The 18,071-nt window shown below is 70.8% G+C and carries 17 protein-coding genes; 11 read left to right on the forward strand and 6 right to left on the reverse strand.

The features are described 5' to 3' along the window. Positions 1-25 precede the first annotated feature (25 nt). Positions 26-1,819, reverse strand: a complete 1,794-nt coding sequence (gene leuA / locus ACFUUZ_RS29760) for a 2-isopropylmalate synthase (protein ID WP_378702011.1) — start codon at positions 1,817-1,819, stop codon at positions 26-28. Between the two features lie 229 nt (positions 1,820-2,048). On the opposite strand from leuA, the gene ACFUUZ_RS29765 reads away from it, so the two are divergent. The 4 genes from ACFUUZ_RS29765 to ACFUUZ_RS29780 all read left to right on the forward strand — a co-directional run bounded on the left by ACFUUZ_RS29765 (position 2,049) and on the right by ACFUUZ_RS29780 (position 6,997). Continuing rightward, on the forward strand, positions 2,049-2,816 hold the full coding sequence (locus ACFUUZ_RS29765; RefSeq protein ID WP_378702013.1) for a sulfite exporter TauE/SafE family protein: 768 nt from the start codon (positions 2,049-2,051) through the stop codon (positions 2,814-2,816). A 103-nt stretch (positions 2,817-2,919) separates the two neighbouring features. Then, positions 2,920-4,437 (forward strand): alpha/beta hydrolase, encoded by a 1,518-nt coding sequence (locus tag ACFUUZ_RS29770; RefSeq protein ID WP_378702015.1) that lies wholly within the window; start codon positions 2,920-2,922, stop codon positions 4,435-4,437. 71 nt (positions 4,438-4,508) lie between these two features. Continuing rightward, the gene (locus ACFUUZ_RS29775; RefSeq protein WP_378702017.1) at positions 4,509-6,125 is read left to right on the forward strand and encodes a GMC oxidoreductase; all 1,617 of its coding nucleotides are present in this window, start codon (positions 4,509-4,511) and stop codon (positions 6,123-6,125) included. Between the two features lie 44 nt (positions 6,126-6,169). Further along, the gene (locus ACFUUZ_RS29780; RefSeq protein ID WP_378702019.1) at positions 6,170-6,997 is read left to right on the forward strand and encodes an ion transporter; all 828 of its coding nucleotides are present in this window, start codon (positions 6,170-6,172) and stop codon (positions 6,995-6,997) included. A gap of 3 nt (positions 6,998-7,000) precedes the next feature. Here ACFUUZ_RS29780 and ACFUUZ_RS29785 read toward each other — a convergent pair whose 3' ends face one another. From ACFUUZ_RS29785 to ACFUUZ_RS29795, 3 genes are all read right to left on the reverse strand, one after another. Continuing rightward, a complete protein-coding gene (locus ACFUUZ_RS29785; protein WP_378702021.1) occupies positions 7,001-8,212 on the reverse strand; it encodes a low temperature requirement protein A in 1,212 nt (403 codons plus the stop codon). Between the two features lie 26 nt (positions 8,213-8,238). Further along, on the reverse strand, positions 8,239-8,691 hold the full coding sequence (locus tag ACFUUZ_RS29790) for an SRPBCC family protein (RefSeq protein WP_378702023.1): 453 nt from the start codon (positions 8,689-8,691) through the stop codon (positions 8,239-8,241). Positions 8,692-8,859: 168 nt separating this feature from the next. Then, a complete protein-coding gene (locus tag ACFUUZ_RS29795) occupies positions 8,860-9,444 on the reverse strand; it encodes a TetR/AcrR family transcriptional regulator (RefSeq protein ID WP_378702025.1) in 585 nt (194 codons plus the stop codon). Between the two features lie 70 nt (positions 9,445-9,514). Here ACFUUZ_RS29795 and ACFUUZ_RS29800 point away from each other — a divergent pair, with 70 nt between their 5' ends. Then, positions 9,515-10,078: a dihydrofolate reductase family protein gene (locus ACFUUZ_RS29800; RefSeq protein WP_378702027.1), complete on the forward strand. Its 564-nt coding sequence runs from the start codon at positions 9,515-9,517 to the stop codon at positions 10,076-10,078. A gap of 24 nt (positions 10,079-10,102) precedes the next feature. Then, positions 10,103-10,678 (forward strand): dihydrofolate reductase family protein, encoded by a 576-nt coding sequence (locus ACFUUZ_RS29805; RefSeq protein ID WP_378702029.1) that lies wholly within the window; start codon positions 10,103-10,105, stop codon positions 10,676-10,678. Here the strand turns inward: ACFUUZ_RS29805 and ACFUUZ_RS29810 are convergent. Further along, complete coding sequence (locus ACFUUZ_RS29810) at positions 10,675-11,082, reverse strand: YjbQ family protein (protein ID WP_378702031.1); 408 nt, start codon at positions 11,080-11,082, stop codon at positions 10,675-10,677. The two genes, ACFUUZ_RS29805 and ACFUUZ_RS29810, sit on opposite strands and share 4 nt — an antisense overlap. A 174-nt stretch (positions 11,083-11,256) precedes the next feature. On the opposite strand from ACFUUZ_RS29810, the gene ACFUUZ_RS29815 reads away from it, so the two are divergent. From ACFUUZ_RS29815 to ACFUUZ_RS29825, 3 genes are read left to right on the forward strand one after another with little or no spacing between them, the layout of a single operon-like run. Beyond that, the gene (locus ACFUUZ_RS29815; protein ID WP_378702033.1) at positions 11,257-12,522 is read left to right on the forward strand and encodes an aspartate kinase; all 1,266 of its coding nucleotides are present in this window, start codon (positions 11,257-11,259) and stop codon (positions 12,520-12,522) included. Positions 12,523-12,526: 4 nt separating this feature from the next. Next, entirely contained in the window at positions 12,527-13,561 is a 1,035-nt protein-coding gene (locus ACFUUZ_RS29820) for an aspartate-semialdehyde dehydrogenase (protein ID WP_378702035.1), read from the forward strand. Positions 13,562-13,605: 44 nt separating this feature from the next. Beyond that, positions 13,606-14,520, forward strand: a complete 915-nt coding sequence (locus tag ACFUUZ_RS29825) for an aminotransferase class IV (RefSeq protein WP_378702037.1) — start codon at positions 13,606-13,608, stop codon at positions 14,518-14,520. Here the strand turns inward: ACFUUZ_RS29825 and ACFUUZ_RS29830 are convergent, their stop codons facing one another. Then, a complete protein-coding gene (locus tag ACFUUZ_RS29830; protein ID WP_378702039.1) occupies positions 14,521-15,846 on the reverse strand; it encodes a serine hydrolase domain-containing protein in 1,326 nt (441 codons plus the stop codon). A 280-nt stretch (positions 15,847-16,126) separates the two neighbouring features. Here ACFUUZ_RS29830 and ACFUUZ_RS29835 point away from each other — a divergent pair, with 280 nt between their 5' ends. Next, positions 16,127-16,570 carry a Fur family transcriptional regulator gene (locus ACFUUZ_RS29835; RefSeq protein ID WP_378702041.1) on the forward strand — a complete coding sequence of 148 codons (444 nt, stop codon included), beginning with the start codon at positions 16,127-16,129 and terminating at the stop codon, positions 16,568-16,570. Continuing rightward, positions 16,567-18,030 (forward strand): catalase, encoded by a 1,464-nt coding sequence (locus ACFUUZ_RS29840; RefSeq protein WP_378702043.1) that lies wholly within the window; start codon positions 16,567-16,569, stop codon positions 18,028-18,030. Before ACFUUZ_RS29835 ends, ACFUUZ_RS29840 begins: the two co-directional genes overlap by 4 nt. The last annotated feature ends 41 nt before the right edge of the window (positions 18,031-18,071 follow it).

Genomic DNA, 18,071 nt, shown 5'->3' on the forward strand with positions numbered 1-18,071 from the left:
CCGGAACCGCACCCGTTTCGCGAGCTCAGTGCGCCCGGTTCACCGCGGAGACGACGGCCCGCAGCGAGGCGGTGGTGATCGAGGTGGCGATCCCGACCCCCCACAGCACCCGGTCGCCGACGGCGACCTCGACGTAGGCGGCGGCCTGCGCGTCGTCACCGGCGGACATGGCGTGCTCGGAGTAGTCCAGCACCTCTACGTCGTAGCCGATCCCGGCCAGCGCGTCGACGAAGGCGGCCAGCGGGCCGTTGCCGGTTCCGTTGATCTCCTGCTCGACCCCGTCCACCTTGACCACGGCGGAGATGGCGTCGGTGCCGCCGTCGGTCTCGGCCGCGGTCACCTTCTGCCGGATCCGCTCCAGCGGCCGGATCGGGCTCAGGTACTCGGAGTGGAAGACGTCCCACATCTCCTTCGGCGTGACCTCGCCGCCCTCGCCGTCGGTGATCTTCTGGATCGCCTGGGAGAACTCGATCTGCAGCCGCCGGGGCAGCTTCAACCCGTGGTCGGTCTTCATGATGTAGGCGACGCCGCCCTTGCCGGACTGCGAGTTCACCCGGATGACGGCCTCGTAGGTGCGGCCGACGTCCTTGGGGTCGATCGGCAGGTACGGCACCTCCCAGGTCAGGTCGTCGACGTCGGTGTCGGCGGCGTCGGCGGCCGCCTTCATGGCGTCCAGCCCCTTGTTGATGGCGTCCTGGTGGCTGCCGGAGAACGCCGTGTAGACCAGGTCGCCGCCGTACGGGTGGCGCTCGTGCACCGGGAGCTGGTTGCAGTACTCGACCGTGCGCCGGATCTCGTCGATGTCGGAGAAGTTGACCTGCGGGTCGATGCCGCGGGAGAACATGTTCATCCCCAGCGTCACCAGGCAGACGTTGCCGGTGCGCTCGCCGTTGCCGAACAGGCAGCCCTCGATCCGGTCCGCCCCGGCCTGGTAGCCCAGCTCGGCGGCGGCGACCGCGGTGCCGCGGTCGTTGTGCGGGTGCAGCGAGAGCACGATCGACTCGCGGCGGGCCAGGTTGCGGCTCATCCACTCGATGGAGTCGGCGTAGACGTTCGGCGTCGCCATCTCGACGGTGGCGGGCAGGTTGATAATCAGCGGCTTCTCCGGCGTCGGCGCGATGATCGCGGAGACGGCGTCGCAGACGTCCAGCGCGTACTCCAGCTCGGTGCCGGTGTAGGACTCCGGGCTGTACTCGTAGCGCCACGCGGTGTCCGGGTAGCGCTGCTCGATCTCCAGGCACAGCGCCGCGGCGTCGGTGGCGATCTTCTTGACCGCATCGCGGTCGGCCCGGAACACCACCCGGCGCTGCAGGATCGAGGTCGAGTTGTAGAAGTGCACGATCACGCTGCCCGCGCCCGCGCAGGCCTCGAAGGTGCGCTCGATCAGCTCGGGGCGGCACTGGGTCAGCACCTGGATGGTGACGTCGTCCGGGATGGCGCCGTCGGTGATGATCTCGCGCACGAAGTCGAAGTCGGTCTGGCTGGCGGCCGGGAAGCCGACCTCGATCTCCTTGTAGCCCATCCGGACCAGCAGGTCGAACATGCGGCGCTTGCGGGCCGGGCTCATCGGGTCGATCAGGGCCTGGTTGCCGTCGCGCAGGTCGACGGCGCACCAGCCGGGCGCGGTGTCGATGACCCGGTCCGGCCAGGTGCGGTCGGGCAGCGCGATCGGCTCGACCTCCTCGGCGTACGGCCGGTACCGGAAGGACGGCATGGCGGAGTTCTGCTGCCGGTTCCAGCCGGGCTGGTCGGCGGGGGCCGGCTTGGCGGGCGCGGTGATGGTGCGCGTGCCGGATACGAATGCATCAGCGGGGGACATGGAATTTTCTCCGTGGGTGTGGTGGATCCCAGTCAAGGGGGCGACCGGCGCGGCAGAACCCCGCGACGGGAGCCGGTCCGTTCAGACCCCGCCGCGGCGGCCGAGAAGAAGAGCCCGCTGCATGATGGCCCCGACTTTACCGCGTCGGGGTGGCGCAGCCAAAGGAGGTCCCGTCTCCGGGGCATCCCCGTACCAGGCTAGCGTTCGCGCGGAGAGGAAGGAACGCCGCATGACACCGCTGGAGATGCTCGCCGTACTGGTCGCGGGGATGGCCGCCGGGACCATCAACACGGTGGTCGGCTCCGGCACCCTGATCACCTTCCCGGTGCTGCTCACCTTCGGGCTGCCGCCGGTGACGGCCAATGTCTCGAACACCATCGGGCTGGTGCCCGGCTCGATCAGCGGGGTCATCGGCTACCGCAGGGAGCTGGCCGGGCAGGGGCCGCGGCTGGCCCGGCTCGGGGTCGCCTCGCTGCTCGGCGGGCTGGTGGGTGCTGTGCTGTTGCTGCGGCTGCCGGAGGGGGCCTTCGCGGCGATCGTCCCGGTCCTCATCATCCTGGCGCTGATCCTGGTGGTGGTGCAGCCGCGGCTCTCCCGCTGGGTGGCGCGCAGGCGTGCGGAGGGCGGGGCGGCGGCGCCCGCGCACGGCGGGCCGGTGCTGCTCGCCGCGGTCGCCGCGACCGGCGTCTACGGCGGGTACTTCGGCGCCGCCCAGGGCGTGCTGCTGATGGGGCTGCTCGGGGTGTTCGTCGACGACGACCTGCAGCGGCTGAACGCGGTGAAGAACGTGCTCGCGCTGATCGTGAACGCGGTCGCCGCGCTCTTCTTCCTCGTGGTCGCCGAGGTCTCCTGGGAGGCGGTGGCGCTGATCGCGGTCGGCTCGATCATCGGCGGGCAGCTCGGGGCCAAGGTCGGGCGGCGGCTGCCGCCCGCGGTGCTGCGCGGGGTGATCGTCGTGGTCGGGCTGATCGCGGTCGCCCGGCTGCTCTTCGGCTGATCCTCCGGAGGGAGGAGGCCGATCGGCCGATGCGCGACCGGGGTGCGCGGCGCACGCTGGAGCCATGGGGATACCGGTACGGCGAGGTAGGCGAGGTCACCGGGTGGCCGCGCTGGTGGCGATGCTCGCGGCCACCGTGCTCACCAGTTGTGGCGCGGACGACTCCGCCCCCGACCTCGTCGCCCAGGCCGATGCCGCCCCGACCCCGGAGCTGCGCTGGAGCCCGTGCACCGAACCGGCGCTCGCCGCCTACCAGTGCGCGACCGCCCGCGTCCCGCTCGACTACGCCGACCCCGCGGGCCGCACCATCGACCTCGCCGTGCTCCGGCAGCCCGCCCGCACGCCGGAGACCCGCATCGGCACGCTCTTCACCGCCGTCGGCGGCCCCGGCGGCTCCGGCCTCGACGCCGCCGCGAACGGCTTCCCGGACGAGCTCGCCGACCGCTTCGACATCGTCACCTTCGACCAGCGCGGCATCGGCCGCAGCGCCCCGGTGCGCTGCTTCCCCGGCCCGGCCGAGCAGGACGCCTTCTGGTCCGACATGCCGGTCCCGCCGCTCACCGCCGAGCAGCACGCGCTGCTCGCGCGCAAGGGCGCCGAGTACGCGGCGGGCTGCGCCGCGCACTCCGGCGACCTGCTCGCCCACCTCACCACGGTGGACGCCGCCAGGGACATGGAGCTGCTCCGCCGCGCGGTCGGCGACGACCGGCTCAGCTACACGGGCGGCTCGTACGCCAGCTACCTCGGCGCGGTCTACGGCGCGCTCTTCGGCGACCGGGTGCGCGCCATGCAGCTCGGCGCCCTGATCGAACCGGCCACCTATTCGGCCGACCCGCTGCGTGCCCTGCGCGAGACCGCGCAGGGCACCGACGCGGTGCGCGCCGAATTCCACCGCTATTGCGCCGCGGCGGGCCCGCAGCGCTGCGCCCTCGCCGCACCCGGCGCCACCGCCGAGCAGGTGGCCGCCAGGGACGAGGCGGTACTCGCCCGGCTGCGCTCCGGCCCGATCACCGTCGATACCGCCGCGATCAGCTACCCGGAGATCCTGCCGGTGCACGCCACCCTGCTCTATGACGTCCCGCAGGGCTGGCCCGCGCTGGCCGAGCTGCTGGTCCAGCTGGAGCGCGGCCGGGACGGCGACCTCGCCGCGGTCCGCGAGATCATCGCCGCGGGCGAGATCGGCTTCGACTTCCTGGCCCCCTTTACCGCCATCACCTGTGCCGATGCCGCCTTCCCCCGGGACGACACCGACTGGGACACCTGGCACGCCGACGTCGAGCGGGGATCACCTACCTACGGCCCGTTCTGGCTCGCGCTGCGCAGGCCGTGCGCCGCTTGGCCCACTCCCGCCGAGAACCACCGGATGCCCGAGTCCTGGACGCTGCGCTCGGCGACCCCCGCGCTGTTGCTCTCGAACCGCTTCGACCCCGTCACCCCGATCGGCTTCGCCCGCCGCGCCGCCACCGAGCTCGGCAATGCCCACCTGGTCGAGGTCGACGGCCACGGCCATTCACCGATCAACGCCTGCACCCGGCCGCTGCGCGCGGCCTACCTGATCGACCTCGAGCTGCCCGCCGCGGGCACCGTCTGCGGCCCCGACCAGGCACCGTTCCCGGGGTGACCCAGCGGGCTGGTCGCCCGTCCCCGCGGCCGGTAATCTTCGCTGCGCCCGAGGACGCAGGAGGTGGCCGGGTGGATAGACGCGCCTTTTTCAAGACGACGGGTGCGGTGGCGCTCGGCGCCGCCGTGAGCGGTGCGTTCGCGCCCGGCGCGGCGAGCGCGAACCCGATCTGGAACGGGCTCTTCGAGGAGTGGGTGCCCGAGCTCTTCGCGCCGCTGCCCGATGCCCCCGAGCACTCCGAGGCGCTGGTGATCGGCTCCGGTTTCGGCGCCGCCGTCACCGCGCTGCGGCTGGCCGAGGCAGGCGTCGACACCACCGTGCTGGAGCGCGGCTCGCGCTGGCCGAACGATCCCAACCGGGAGATCTTCACCGGCGACGACCTGCCGGACGGCCGCGGCTTCTGGCACCGCACCAGCTTCACCGGCGTCACCAAGGTGCCCATGCAGTTCGCCTCCTTCGGCGGCGTACTGGACTGCACCGAGTACCCGGGCATCGACGTCTGGCGGGCGGCCGCGGTCGGCGGCGGCTCGGTGATCTTCACCGGCGCCATGATCGCGCCGGAGCAGCGCTTCTTCGACGAGGTCTTCCGCGGCGCGGTCGAGTACGGCGAGCTGGACCGGGTCTACTTCCCGCGGGTGCGCGAGATGCTGCGGCTCAGCCCGATGCCCGCCGACATCTACGGCTCGTCCCCGTTCACGCACTCCCGCGCCTGGGACGACCAGGTGCGCAAGGCCGGCTACCAGCCGACCGCCAACGACTCCATCTTCAACTGGGACGTGCTGCGCGCCGAGCTGAACGGCAGCTCCAGGCCCTCCGCCACGGTCGCGCGCAGCAACCTCGGCAACTCCAACGGCGCCAAGTTCGACCTGAACCAGAACTACCTGAAGTACGCCGAGGCCACCGGGAACTGCTCGATCTTCCCCGGCCACCGCGTTGACGCCATCGGGCGCGACGGCGACCGCTACACCGTCGCGCTGACCAAACTCGACCCCACCGGCGCCGTGCTCGCCACCCGCACCCTTACCGCGGACCGGCTCTTCCTCGGCGCGGGCTCGATCGGCAGCACCGAGCTGCTGGTCCGCGCCCAGGCCACCGGCGCGCTCCCGGAGCTGAACGAGCACGTCGGCGACGGCTGGGGCACCAATGGCGACGTCGTCCTCGCCCGCGGCGCGAGTTCGCTGGCCGGGCTCGGGCAGGGCGTGCCGAGCGCCAGCCGGATTCTGGACGAGAGCGCCGTCCCGCTCACCCTGGAGAGCTGGTACATCCCCGGCATCCCGTTCGAGACCGGCGCGCTGGCCTCGCTCGGCATGGTGCTCGACCCGGCTCGCACCCGGCTCGGCTACGACGGCGCGACCGACCGGGTCGGGCTCACCTGGTCGCAGCGGAACCGGGACGACGTGGTGGCCGCGGCCCGCGCGGTGGACAAGAAGATCGCCGAGCGGGCGGGCGCCATGGTCGAGTACAGCGCGCTCGGCTACGACGCCAATGCCCTGTTCACCGCGCACCCGCTGGGCGGTGCGGTGCTGGGGAAGGCGACCGACGGTTACGGCCGGGTGCGCGGGTATTCCGGGTTGTACGTGATGGACGGCGCGGTGATCCCGGGCAGCACCGGAACGGTGAACCCGTCGCTGACCATCTCCGCGCTGGCCGAACGCAATATCGAGGAGATCATCCGCGCCGGACGCTGAGGCGCGGATTACCCTCGGCGACAACGTTGTCGAAGGGAAGTGACGTGTCCGCTGGCCTTTCCGGTCCGGTTCCGCAGGAGTCGGAGGACTACCCGCGCAAGCCGCCCGCGCTCTGGACCGACCTCGCCATGCTGGTGCTGGCGGTCGTCTCGGTGGTGCTCGTCGTATGGGTCACCTTCTTCACGGTGAGCCCGGAGACGTATAGGGCCGTCGTGATCGCGGACATCGCGATCTGCGCTGTCTTCGCCGTCGAGTTTCTCTGGCGCTGGCGCCGCGCGGGCTGGCCGTGGACCTTCCCCTTCGTCTACTGGTACGAAGTGCTCGGCATGATCCCGGTTACCAGCCCGTTCTTCCGGAGCTTCCGGTTGCTGCGGATCGTGGTCGTCGTGGTCCGGCTGGCCAGGGTCGCCGACCGCGTCTTCGGCGACCGGGTGACCGCCGCGGTGCTGAACCGCTTCGTGCGCACCATCGTCGAGGTGATCAAGAAGCCGATCACCATGGCGGTGCTGGACGAGGTGGCCTGCGCGTTGCGCACCGGGCACTACACCCGCAATATCGCGGCCGCGCTGGAGGAGAACCGCGCCGAGCTGGACGAGATGATCGTGGACCTGATCAAGAACGACCCGCAGACCCGCCGGGTGCGGTACGTCCCGTTCCACGACGACATCATCCGGCTGATCGCCGACACCACCTTCCGGCTCACCTTCCAGGTGCTCGCCGACCCGCGCACCGACGAGCTGGTCGCCGACATGATCCGGGAGAACGTGGACCAGATCCGCCGGGCGCTCGCCGACGGCGTGAAGGTGGAGCCGTCGGCCTACGGCCCCACCGCCACCGAGTTCTCGGTGCGGCACAAGACTGCGCACCTGTAGCGGTCAGGCCGGGGAGCCGTGCCGCAGCCGCTCCCTCGGGTCGGCGAAGCGCACTGTCTCGTACCCGATCAGCGCGACGAGCACCGCGCAGAGCAGCCCGAGCGAGACCAGCGCGGGCAGCGCGGTCGCGATCGGGGTGAGCGCGAGGAGCAGCGCGACCGCGACCGCGCGCTGCACGCCGAATTCGCCGGTGGCGTAGTGCTTGGCGCCGATCAGCCCGATCAGGAAGAGCACGACGCCGCCGTAGAGGCAGTACAGCGGGATGCCGTACAGGGCGTCGTGCAGCGTGTGGTGCGAGGCGTCGCCGACGTAGTACAGCACCTTCTTCAGCCCCAGCGAGAGTGCGATGACGCCGACGATCATCGGGAAGTGCCAGAAGGTGTACGAGCCGCGCGCGATCCGGATCTGCCGCTCGCCGGTGGCGTGCTTCAGCTCGTGCTCCACCGCGATCGCCGTCACGTCGAAGTAGGCCCACCAGAGCAGCCCGGAGATGGCGAGGCCGAGCAGCGCGGCCACCGTGATCGGCCAGGAGATGGGCAGCGCCCGCACCCCGATCCCGATCGAGACGATCGACTCGCCGAGCGCCACGATGATGATCAGCCCGTACCGCTCGGCGAAGTGCCCCGCCGAGTTGAGCCGCCAGCTGTTGCCCGCGAGCAGCGTCCACAGGTAGTCGCCCGCGATGGCGGCGACCCAGAGCGCGATCTGCACGGTGCCGTGCGTGGTGGCCGCGATCAGCAGCAGCGTGGTGCCGATGGTGATCGAACCGAGCGCCCAGCGCACCACCTGCGTGCGCAGCTGCGAGTCGTCGGCGCTGCACAGCCAGAACATCACCAGGTGCACCAGCCGCACCACCAGGTAGGCGATGGCGAAGACCAGCGGCCCGTACCAGCCGCCGGGCAGGTCGGTGAAGGCCTCCGGGATGGTCAGCGCCGCGATGAAGCCGCCACCCATGGCGACGAACATGGCGACCCGCATGATGCCCTCGTCGGCCCTGACCACATTGCCGAGCCACGAGTACGCGATCCACACCCACCACATGAGCGCGAGCACGAGCAGCGCGCGGACCAGGTTCTTCGCGCTGGGGTCGTCGGCCGCCAGGTCGGTGACCACGGTGAAGGCGAAGACCAGCACGAGGTCGAAGAACAGTTCGAGCTGGGTCACCGAGGACCCCTCGCTCATCGGCTGCAACCGCAGCCGCTTGGCACCTGTCATGGCGAACATCGTCGCACCGACGGTGCTCAGACGGCGTTCTCTACCTCCGGAAATCGCTCCGCGAACTCGGCGAAGCGCTCGACCACCTCCAGCTGCGCCCGCTTGTTCTGCCGGTGCACGAGGAAGCCGGGCAGCGGGACCGGGAGCTGCTGCTCGACGTGCTGCCAGACCTCGGTGCCGTCCGGGCCGGGGACCACCTCGTACCAGCCGCGGCCGCGGACGCCGCGGGTGCTGTCGGCGACCTCCCAGGAGCAGCGCTCCGCGGTCCAGCTGTACTCCAGCACCTGCATGTCGGAGCCGCCGGGAAGATCGGCGGTGACGAAGACCCGGGCCGGCCGGTCCTGCTGGTCGCGGGTCGCCACCCGGACGTCGCTGTAGGTGGTCGACCACTCGGGGAGCAACTCGACCGCCGCCAGCGCGGCCATCACCTGCTCGGGGTCGGCGTCCACGACGATACGGACATCAGTTTTCGTTCGCATGCCATTCCTCCGCCCCTGGGGGTACCTCTGAGGCCGATTGTCACCAAACCGTGACCCCGCGTCAATACCGGGGCGAAGTCGCACTATTGCGACCTCTGGGCAGCTCAGGGTCCTTTTTCGGCACTCATAAGGGGCCTGCGGTCCTGGAATCGGCTGCCTGGCAAGCGTTCAGCTTCCCTCCGGGACGGCCAGGAGGCGTTCGACGGCGGCCACGACGAGAGCGCGGCTCTGCTCCTCGCCGAACACATCGGGGAGCGTGAGCCGGTCCACGATCAACCAGTTCAGCGCGAGATAGAGCAGTAGAACGGTGGTCTCGTCGCCGGGCATGCCCGCTTCCAGGTGGGTGCGCACGTTGTAGTCGATGTCCGCGCGCACCCGCTCGCTGAGCAGCCTCCGCAACTCCGGCCTGCGGGTGGCCTCCAGCCGGAGTTCGAGCAGCGCCAGGTAGCCGCTCCGAAAGGCCTCGAGCCGGTCCACGATCGACTGCATGAGCCGGGTGACGGTGGCGCGGTCCTTGGGGTCCTCGACGAGCGGGCGGAGCACCTCGGGGCCGGGCGTGAGCCGCTCGTAGTACCGGCCGCCCGCCTGGGTCAGCAGGTCGTCGCGGTCGGCGAAGTAGTTGGAGGCGGTGCCGGGCGGCACCGCGGCCCTGCGGTCGACCGCGCGGAAGGTGAGCCCGCGCGCGCCGTCGTCGGCGAGCACCTCCAGCGCCGCGTCGAGCAGCGCGTTCCTGCGCTCCGGATTGGTCCGCATATTGACACCACTCCATCTGTAGTACTACGGTCAAACCACTTCAATCAGAGTACTACGAACGGTGGTTCCCGTGCGCAAGCTGGTGTACTACGTCGCCGTCACCCTGGACGGCTATATCGCCGGGCCGGGCGGCGAATTCGATTTCTTCCCGGTCAGCGCCGAGCAGGGCGCCGCGCTCAATTCCGACTACCCGGAGTTCGTGCCGACCGCCTACCGCGACCAGGCCGGGATCGCCGAGGATCAGCCGAACGCCCGCTTCGACACCGTGCTCATGGGTCGCCACACCTACGAGGTCGGCGGTACCAACCCCTACGCGCACCTGGCCCAGTACGTCTTCTCCACGACGCTCGGTGCCGACCCCGACCCGGCGGTGCGGGTGGTCGGCGCCGACCCCGCCGCCTTCGTCCGCGCACGGAAGGCCGAGGCGGGCGGCGACCTCTGGCTCTGCGGCGGCGGCGCGCTGGCCGCGGCGCTGCTGCCGGAGATCGACGAACTGATCCTCAAGACCTACCCGGTGGTCGCGGGCGCTGGCGTGCCGATGATCGCGGGCGGCTTCCGGCCGGGGCAGTTCCGCGCGGTGCGGCGCCGCGAGTTCGACAACGGCGCGCTGGTCGGCTGGTTCACCCGGGCCTGAGCCCGCAACAGTAAGGAGCACCCCATGCCCGAACTCGTCTACTTCGTCGGTGTCTCGCTGGACGGCTACATCGCGGGCCCGGACGGCGAGACCGACTTCTACCCGCTCGGCCCCGACTTCGTGCAGTGGCTCGCCGCCGACTACCCGGAGACGCTGCCCGCGCACGCGCACCCGCACTTCGGCATCGCGCCTGGCACGCCGAACCGGCACTTCGGCAGCGTGACCATGGGCCGGGCCACCTACCAGCCCGGGTTGGATGCGGGCTTTCCGAGCCCGTACCCGCACCTCACCCAGTACGTCGTCTCGACCACGCTCGGTGTGGCGCCCGCGCCGGACGTCCAGGTGGTCACCGACCCGTCCGCCCTGGTCAAGCAGCTGAAAGCGGAGGAGCAGCGCGATATCTGGCTGGCAGGCGGCGGCAAGCTCGCCGCCGCGCTGCGCGACGCGATCGACACCCTGGTGATCAAGCGCTACCCCGTGCTGGCCGGGGCGGGCGTCCCGCTGTTCGCCGGGGAGTTCCGGCCCACGCTGTGGACGCCGGTGCGACGGCGGAGTTTCGAGAACGGCACCCAGGTGAGCACCTTCCGCCGCGCGGGCTAACCGCGCAGGAAGGAGAGCCGCACCTGGCGCTCCGGGTTGTCGACGTTGAGGTCGACGAGGGCGATGGACTGCCAGGTGCCGAGCTGCAGCGCGCCGCCGATGACCGGGACGGTGGCGTACGGCGGGATCAGCGCGGGCATGACATGCGAGCGGCCGTGCCCGCGGCTGCCGTGCGCGTGCCGCCAGCGGTCGTCGGCGGGCAGCAGGTCGCGCAGCGCGGCCAGCAGGTCGTCGTCGCTGCGCGCACCGAGTTCGATGATCGCGATGCCCGCGGTCGCGTGCGGCACGAAGACGTGCAGCAGGCCGTCGCCGCCCTGCGCGCGGGCGAACTCCGCGCAGCGCGGGGTGAGGTCGTGGACCACTTCGCTGCGCCCGGTGGTCACGTCCAGGGTGATGCTCTCCATGCGTGCGACGCTCCTTTCCGGGTGCGCGGTACCCCGTCGGGGATGCGCTATTCGAATTGCTGCACAGCTGTGTGGTTTTCCACAGGACGCGGAGGTAGCAGCCGGAACGGCGGGGTCAGGCCGGTACCCTTGGAGCCTGTTACCAGCACGTTGCCGATCCAGGAGGACCCAGACGTGGCTCTCGTAGTTCAGAAGTACGGAGGATCCTCGGTGGCCACCGCCGAGCGTATCCGGCGCGTCGCTGAACGGATCGTCGAGACCAAGAAGCAGGGCCACGACGTCGTCGTCGTGTGCTCCGCCATGGGCGACACGACCGACGAACTGCTGGATCTGGCGCAGGAGGTCTCGCCCGCGCCGCCGGTGCGCGAGATGGACATGCTGCTCACCGCGGGCGAGCGCATCTCCAACGCGCTGGTCGCCATGGCCATCCACTCGCTCGGCGCCGAGGCCAGGTCGTTCACCGGCTCGCAGGCCGGGGTGATCACCACCGGCGCGCACGGTAAGGCCAAGATCATCGACGTCACCCCGGGCAGGCTGCGGGAGGCGCTCGACGAGGGCACGATCGTGCTGGTCGCGGGCTTCCAGGGCGTCAGCCAGGACAGCAGGGACGTCACCACGCTCGGCCGCGGCGGGTCGGATACGACCGCCGTCGCGCTGGCCGCGGCGCTGGAGGCCGACGTCTGCGAGATCTACACCGACGTGGACGGCGTCTTCACCGCCGATCCGCGCATCGTCGCCGACGCGCAGAAGCTGGACCAGGTCTCCTACGAGGAGATGCTGGAGATGGCGGCCTGCGGGTCCAAGGTGCTGATGCTGCGCTGCGTGGAGTACGCGCGCCGCTACAACGTGCCCGTGCACGTCCGCTCGTCCTACACCGACAAGCAGGGCACCTACGTCTACGGATCGATGGAGGACATCCCCTTGGAGCAAGCAATCCTCACGGGCGTCGCGCACGACCGCAGCGAGGCCAAGGTGACCGTTGTCGGGCTACCGGACGAGCCGGGGTACGCCGCGAAGGTGTTCCGCACGGTCGCCGACGCCGAGATCAACATCGACATGGTGCTGCAGAACATCTCCAAGGTCGACACCGGCAAGACCGACATCACCTTCACGCTGCCCAAGGACGACGGCGCCCGCGCGGTCGAGTTCCTGACCAAGCGGCAGAGCGAGATCGGCTTCTCCCAGGTGCTCTACGACGACCACATCGGCAAGGTCTCGCTGGTCGGGGCCGGGATGAAGAGCCACCCCGGGGTCACCGCGACCTTCTGCGAGGCGCTGGCCGAGGCCGGTGTGAACATCGACCTCATCTCCACCTCGGAGATCCGGATCTCGGTGCTGGTCAAGGATTCCGAGCTGGACCACGCGGTGCAGGTGCTGCACCGCGCCTTCGATCTCGGCGGCGACGAGGTCGCCGTCGTGCACGCGGGAACGGGGCGATAAAACCATGGGTGTTCGCGTAGGAGTCGTCGGTGCGACCGGGCAGGTCGGCGCCGTCATGCGGAAGCTGCTGGAGGAGCGGGATTTCCCGGCCGACGAGGTGCGGTTCTTCGCCTCCGCCCGCTCGGCGGGGAAGAAGCTGCCGTGGCGCGGCGGCGAGATCGCGGTGGAGGACACCGAGACCGCCGATCCCAGCGGGCTCGACATCGCGCTCTTCTCGGCGGGCGCCACCATGTCCAGGGTGCAGGCGCCGCGGTTCGCGGCGGCGGGCGTCACGGTGATCGACAACTCCTCGGCCTGGCGCAAGGATCCCGAGGTGCCGCTGGTCGTCTCCGAGGTGAACCCGGAGCAGACGCGCAACCTGGTCAAGGGCATCATCGCCAACCCGAACTGCACCACCATGGCCGCCATGCCGGTCCTCAAGCCGCTGCACGACGTGGCCGGGCTGCAGCGCCTCATCGTCTCCAGCTACCAGGCCGTCTCCGGCTCCGGGCTGGCGGGCGTCGAGGAGCTGGCCGGTCAGGTGCGCGCGGTCATCGACGATGCCGAGCAGCTGGTGCACGACGGCAGCGCCGTCACCTTCCCCGCGCCGAACAAGTACGTCGCGCCGATCGCCTTCGACGTCATCCCGCTGGCCGGTTCGATCGTGGACGACGGCAGTGACGAGACCGACGAGGACCAGAAGCTGCGCAACGAGAGCCGCAAGATCCTCGGCCTGCCGGAGCTGCTGGTCAGCGGCACCTGCGTGCGCGTCCCGGTCTTCACCGGGCACTCGCTGTCGATCAATGCCGAGTTCGCCGAGCCGCTCTCGCCGGAGCGCGCCAAGGAGATCCTTGGCAAGGCCGCGGGTGTGCGGCTGGTCGACGTGCCGACGCCGCTGCAGGCCGCGGGCGCCGACGAGTCGCTGGTCGGCCGGATCCGCCGTGACCCCGGCGTGCCGGACGGCCGCGGCCTCGCGCTCTTCGTCTCCGGTGACAACCTGCGCAAGGGCGCCGCGCTGAACACCATCCAGATCGCCGAAGTGCTGCTCCGGGAGCGCTGAAAACGAGGTCGCCCGGCGCGGGCGGCGGCTGCTAGCCTGCGCCGATGGCGAATCCTCATCCCCAGGTCTTCTTCGGTGACCGGCTCGTCCCCGCGGCGCAGGCGACCGTCGGGGTCGGTACCTCGGCGGTGCTGTACGGCCTGAGCGTCTACACGGTCTTCCCGGTGCACCGGACCGACGGGGTGCGCACCGCGTTCCGGCTGGCGGATCACTTCCGCAGGCTGGAGGAGTCCTGCAAGATCATCGGGATCGACCGGTTCGCGCTGGAGTGGGGCTACCCGTGCTTCGAGGCGGCGGTGCGCGAGCTGGTCGCGGCGAACGAGCCGCGCGACGAGGTCTTCGTCCGGGCGTCGGTGCACGTGGTGGAGTCCATTCCGGGCACGCGGGTGCGCGGCACCGCCATCGCGGTGAGCATGTTCGTCTACGACGCGGTGCCGATCGTCCCGCAGGACGGCATGCGGCTGAAGTCCAGCCCGTGGCGGCGCATTCCGGACAATGCCATCCCCTCGCGGGCGAAGGTCAACGGCGCCTACGTGAACTCGGTGCTGGCCAAGCAGGACGCCATCGACTCCGGCTACGACGACTGCGTCTTCCTGGACGGCAACGGCCACGTCTGCGAACTCAGCGCCGCCAATATCTTCCTGGTCCGCGGCGGAACGCTGATCACCCCCGATGTCAGCTGCGACATCCTGGACGGGATCAACCGCCGCACGGTGCTCACCCTGGCCGCCGAGGACGGCATCCCGGTCCAGGAGCGCACCGTCGACCTGACCGAGCTGTACATCGCCGACGAGGTCTTCGTCACCGGGACCTCGGCGGGGGCGGCGCCGGTGCTGGAGGTGGACGGCCGGGTCGTCGGCGACGGGAAGCCGGGGCCGATCTCGCAGGCGCTGCGCAAGCGGCACCGCGCCGCGCTGCGCGCCGACGACGCGCACGGCTGGCTCACCCGGCTGGACTGATCAGCGGATCCCCGGCGTGCGCGGGTCGGTGCCGACACAGGCGAGCACCGCGCACCCGGGCGGCGCGTCCGCGAACGGCGGCGCGAGCGGGTAGTCGAGGCAGCTCAGCACCGTGCAGCCCGGGTAGGCGGCCGGGCCGATGCCGAAGACCGCGAGCAGCAGGGTGGCATCGATGAACTCGCCCGGGTCCTGGGTGAGCGGCGGCTCCACGTACGGGCCGGGGTCGGGCTCGCCGAGCGCGGGCAGCAGCCTGCGGAAGAACTCGTGCGGCAGCTCCCTGGTGTTCTGGATGATGCCGCCCGGCCCGTACCGGCTGACATTGCCGTAGGCGCCGGTCCACACCACCATGAGATCCAGCTCGGGCAGCAGGAACACGTTCTGCCCGCCGAAGCCGGCCATGGAGTGCACCCCCGCGGGCAGGAAGTCCGGGGTCTCGGCGCAGCCCGGGCCCAGCCAGAAGAGGTAGCCGTAGCACTCGTTCGCCGGTGACGGGGTGCGCGCCGCCGCCAGGTACTCCGCGGAGACCAGCTGCTTCCCGCCCCAGCGGCCGTCGTTGCGCACCAGCATGCCGATCCGGGCCAGGTCGGGCGGCGGGAGGAACAGGTGCGCGTAGCCGTAGGTGTTGCCGGAGCGGTCGCGCGCCCAGTAGTAGTCGCCGCGCGGGATGCCGATCGGGTCGAAGAGCTCGCGCTGCGCGAACTGCTGCAGCGGCTCGCCGAGCGCGCGCTCCAGCACGAAGGTCAGCAGGTCGACGGTGCGCTGGCTGTAGCTGAAGGTGGTGCCGGGGGCGTGCTCGAGTGGCACGCCGAGCGCCTGCACCGCGCTGTTCGGATCGATCGGGACCACCCCGGTCAGCCCCTCGGTGAGCACCCCGACCCGCATGCCAGAGGCCTCGGTGAGCAGGTCGCGCACGGTGATGGCGCGGTGCGCGGCGTCGCCGAGCCCCGGCGGCAGGTAGCGGTCGATCGGGGCCCCGAGCTCGATCAGCCCGCGGTCGGCCGCCATGCCGGTGAGCACCGAGACCACGCTCTTGGTGACGCTCCAGACGTTCCACGGGACGGGCCCGGTCTGAGCGTTCCCCGGCCCCTCGCCGATCAGGCAGTTGTGCCGGAAGACCTGGATATTGAAGCGGTTCCGGCCCGCGGCGAAGTCGAGCGCGGCGGCCAGCTCGGCGCCGTCTACGCCGACGTCCTCCGGTGTGGCCCTGACGAATTCGCGGCCGGTCGGCTCGGCGCAGACCGCCGCCGCCGCGCTGCCCGCGGCGATGTGCCCGGCAAGCAGCGCGAAGGTCGCGAGCAGCACCAGCCAGGTCGACCGACGTCCCATAGCGACAGGCTAAACCGGCCATCGCCGTGTCGGCGCGGCAACACGGGGTACCCGTGGGAACACGAAAGTTGGGGTGTCGACGCCCGGCAAGCGCCTCTCGGCGAGTGGTCGCTCGTAGCGACGAATCAGATGCGGCCCGGGGCTGCCCAAGAGCGCCGACAGTCTCATTCAACCGCGGCCCCGGCGGCGATCATCCTGGATCGGAGGTAACCTGCGACACACCTACTCTGGACTTCCTAGTTTTCTTGACTGATTCCAGAAAAGCGGCATACTCGAACCCATGGACACCGAACCCCGCGACTGGCTGCGCCGGGCGAACCTGCGCGTCACCGCGCCGCGCCTGGCGGTGCTGGAGACGGTCGCCGCGCATCCGCACTCGGATGCCGACCGGATCGCCGCCGCCGTGCGGAAGCAGCTCGGCGCGGTCTCCACCCAGGCCGTCTACGACGTGCTCCGGGCCTGCGTGCGGGCCGGGATCCTGCGGCGCATCGAGCCCGCGGGCTCGGCGGCGCTGTACGAGACCAGGATCGGCGACAACCACCACCACCTGGTGTGCCGCGGCTGCGGCGCGATCGCCGACGTCGACTGCGTCCTGGGCGCGGCCCCCTGCCTGCACCCGGACGACGCGCACGGCTTCGTCCTTGACGAGGCCGAGGTCGTGTTCTGGGGTCGCTGCGCCGACTGCGCCCAATCCACCGACAGCCCGAGGAGGCTCCCGCTATGACCAAGCCGACGACGACCAACTCCGGGATCCCGGTCGAGAGCGACAACGAGTCGCTCACCGCCGGCGCCCAGGGCCCGATCCTGCTGCACGACCACTACCTGATCGAGAAGCTCGCCCAGTTCAACCGGGAGCGGGTGCCGGAGCGGGTGGTGCACGCCAAGGGCGCGGGCGCCTACGGCGAGCTGGTGGTCACCGCCGACGTCAGCCGCTTCACCAAGGCCAAGCTCTTCCAGCCGGGCGCGCGCACCGAGTCGCTGGTGCGGTTCTCCACCGTCGCGGGCGAGCAGGGCAGCCCGGACACCTGGCGCGACCCGCGCGGCTTCGCGGTGAAGTTCTACACCGAGGACGGCAACTACGACCTGGTCGGCAACAACACCCCGGTCTTCTTCATCAAGGACCCGATCAAGTTCCCGGACTTCATCCGCTCGCAGAAGCGGCTGCCGGGCAGCGGCCTGCGCGACCACCACATGCAGTGGGACTTCTGGACCCTGCGCCCGGAGTCGGCGCACCAGGTGACCTGGCTGATGGGCGACCGCGGCATCCCCAAGACCTACCGGCACATGGACGGCTTCGGCTCGCACACCTACCAGTGGATCAATGCCGCGGGCGAGCGCTTCTGGGTGAAGTACCACTTCAAGACCGACCAGGGCATCGACTTCCTGACCCAGGACGAGGCCGACCGGCTGGCGGGCGCGGACGCCGACTACCACCGCCGCGACCTCTGGGACGCCATCGAGCGCGGCGACTTCCCGAGCTGGACCCTGCACGTGCAGGTGATGCCGGTCGCCGAGGCCGAGTCCTACCGGTTCAACCCGTTCGACCTGACCAAGGTCTGGTCGCAGCGCGACTACCCGCTGATCGAGGTCGGGAAGTGGACGCTGAACCGCAACCCGGGCAACTACTTCGTCGATATCGAGCAGGCCGCCTTCGAGCCGTCCAACACGGTGCCGGGCATCGGCTTCTCGCCGGACAAGATGCTGCTCGGCCGGGTCTTCGCCTACGCCGACGCGCACCGCTACCGGGTCGGCACCAACTACGCGCAGCTGCCGCCGAACCGGGCGCGCGCCGCCGAGGTGAACTCCTACTCCAAGGAGGGCGCCATGCGCTTCGACTACAACGACGTGAGCACCCCGGTCTACGCGCCGAACTCCTACGGCGGCCCGCACGCCGCGCCGGAGCGGGCGCCGGACGGCGGGATCTGGGACTTCGACCCGACCATGGTGCGGGCCGGGTACATCGAACACGCCGAGGACGGTGACTTCACCCAGGCGGGCACGCTGGTCCGCGAGGTGCTCTCCGACGAGCAGCGTGACCGGCTGGTCGACAATATCGTCGGGCACGTGCTCGACGGGGTGCGGGAGCCGGTGCTGAGCCGGGTCTTCGAGTACTGGAAGAACGTCGACGCGGAGCTGGGCAAGCGGGTGGAGGACGGCGTGCGCGCCGGGCTCGAGCAGAGCTGACCCACCGGGCGACAAGGGCGGGCGGTGCCGAGGCCACCGCC

The organism is Nocardia sp. NPDC057353 (assembly GCF_042667085.1).
In the GTDB taxonomy this organism is placed as follows: Bacteria; Actinomycetota; Actinomycetes; order Mycobacteriales; family Mycobacteriaceae; genus Nocardia.

Coding starts and splice junctions, on each gene's coding strand:
- ACFUUZ_RS29810 (WP_378702031.1), bottom strand. CDS start 11,082: ATGGAGAGCATCACCCTGGACGTGACCACCGGGCGCAGCGAAGTGGTC.
- ACFUUZ_RS29795 (WP_378702025.1), bottom strand. CDS start 9,444: ATGCGGACCAATCCGGAGCGCAGGAACGCGCTGCTCGACGCGGCGCTG.
- ACFUUZ_RS29825 (WP_378702037.1), top strand. CDS start 13,606: ATGGCGAATCCTCATCCCCAGGTCTTCTTCGGTGACCGGCTCGTCCCC.
- ACFUUZ_RS29805 (WP_378702029.1), top strand. CDS start 10,103: ATGCCCGAACTCGTCTACTTCGTCGGTGTCTCGCTGGACGGCTACATC.
- ACFUUZ_RS29835 (WP_378702041.1), top strand. CDS start 16,127: ATGGACACCGAACCCCGCGACTGGCTGCGCCGGGCGAACCTGCGCGTC.
- ACFUUZ_RS29785 (WP_378702021.1), bottom strand. CDS start 8,212: ATGACAGGTGCCAAGCGGCTGCGGTTGCAGCCGATGAGCGAGGGGTCC.
- ACFUUZ_RS29820 (WP_378702035.1), top strand. CDS start 12,527: ATGGGTGTTCGCGTAGGAGTCGTCGGTGCGACCGGGCAGGTCGGCGCC.
- ACFUUZ_RS29790 (WP_378702023.1), bottom strand. CDS start 8,691: ATGCGAACGAAAACTGATGTCCGTATCGTCGTGGACGCCGACCCCGAG.
- ACFUUZ_RS29765 (WP_378702013.1), top strand. CDS start 2,049: ATGACACCGCTGGAGATGCTCGCCGTACTGGTCGCGGGGATGGCCGCC.
- leuA (WP_378702011.1), bottom strand. CDS start 1,819: ATGTCCCCCGCTGATGCATTCGTATCCGGCACGCGCACCATCACCGCG.
- ACFUUZ_RS29840 (WP_378702043.1), top strand. CDS start 16,567: ATGACCAAGCCGACGACGACCAACTCCGGGATCCCGGTCGAGAGCGAC.
- ACFUUZ_RS29830 (WP_378702039.1), bottom strand. CDS start 15,846: ATGGGACGTCGGTCGACCTGGCTGGTGCTGCTCGCGACCTTCGCGCTG.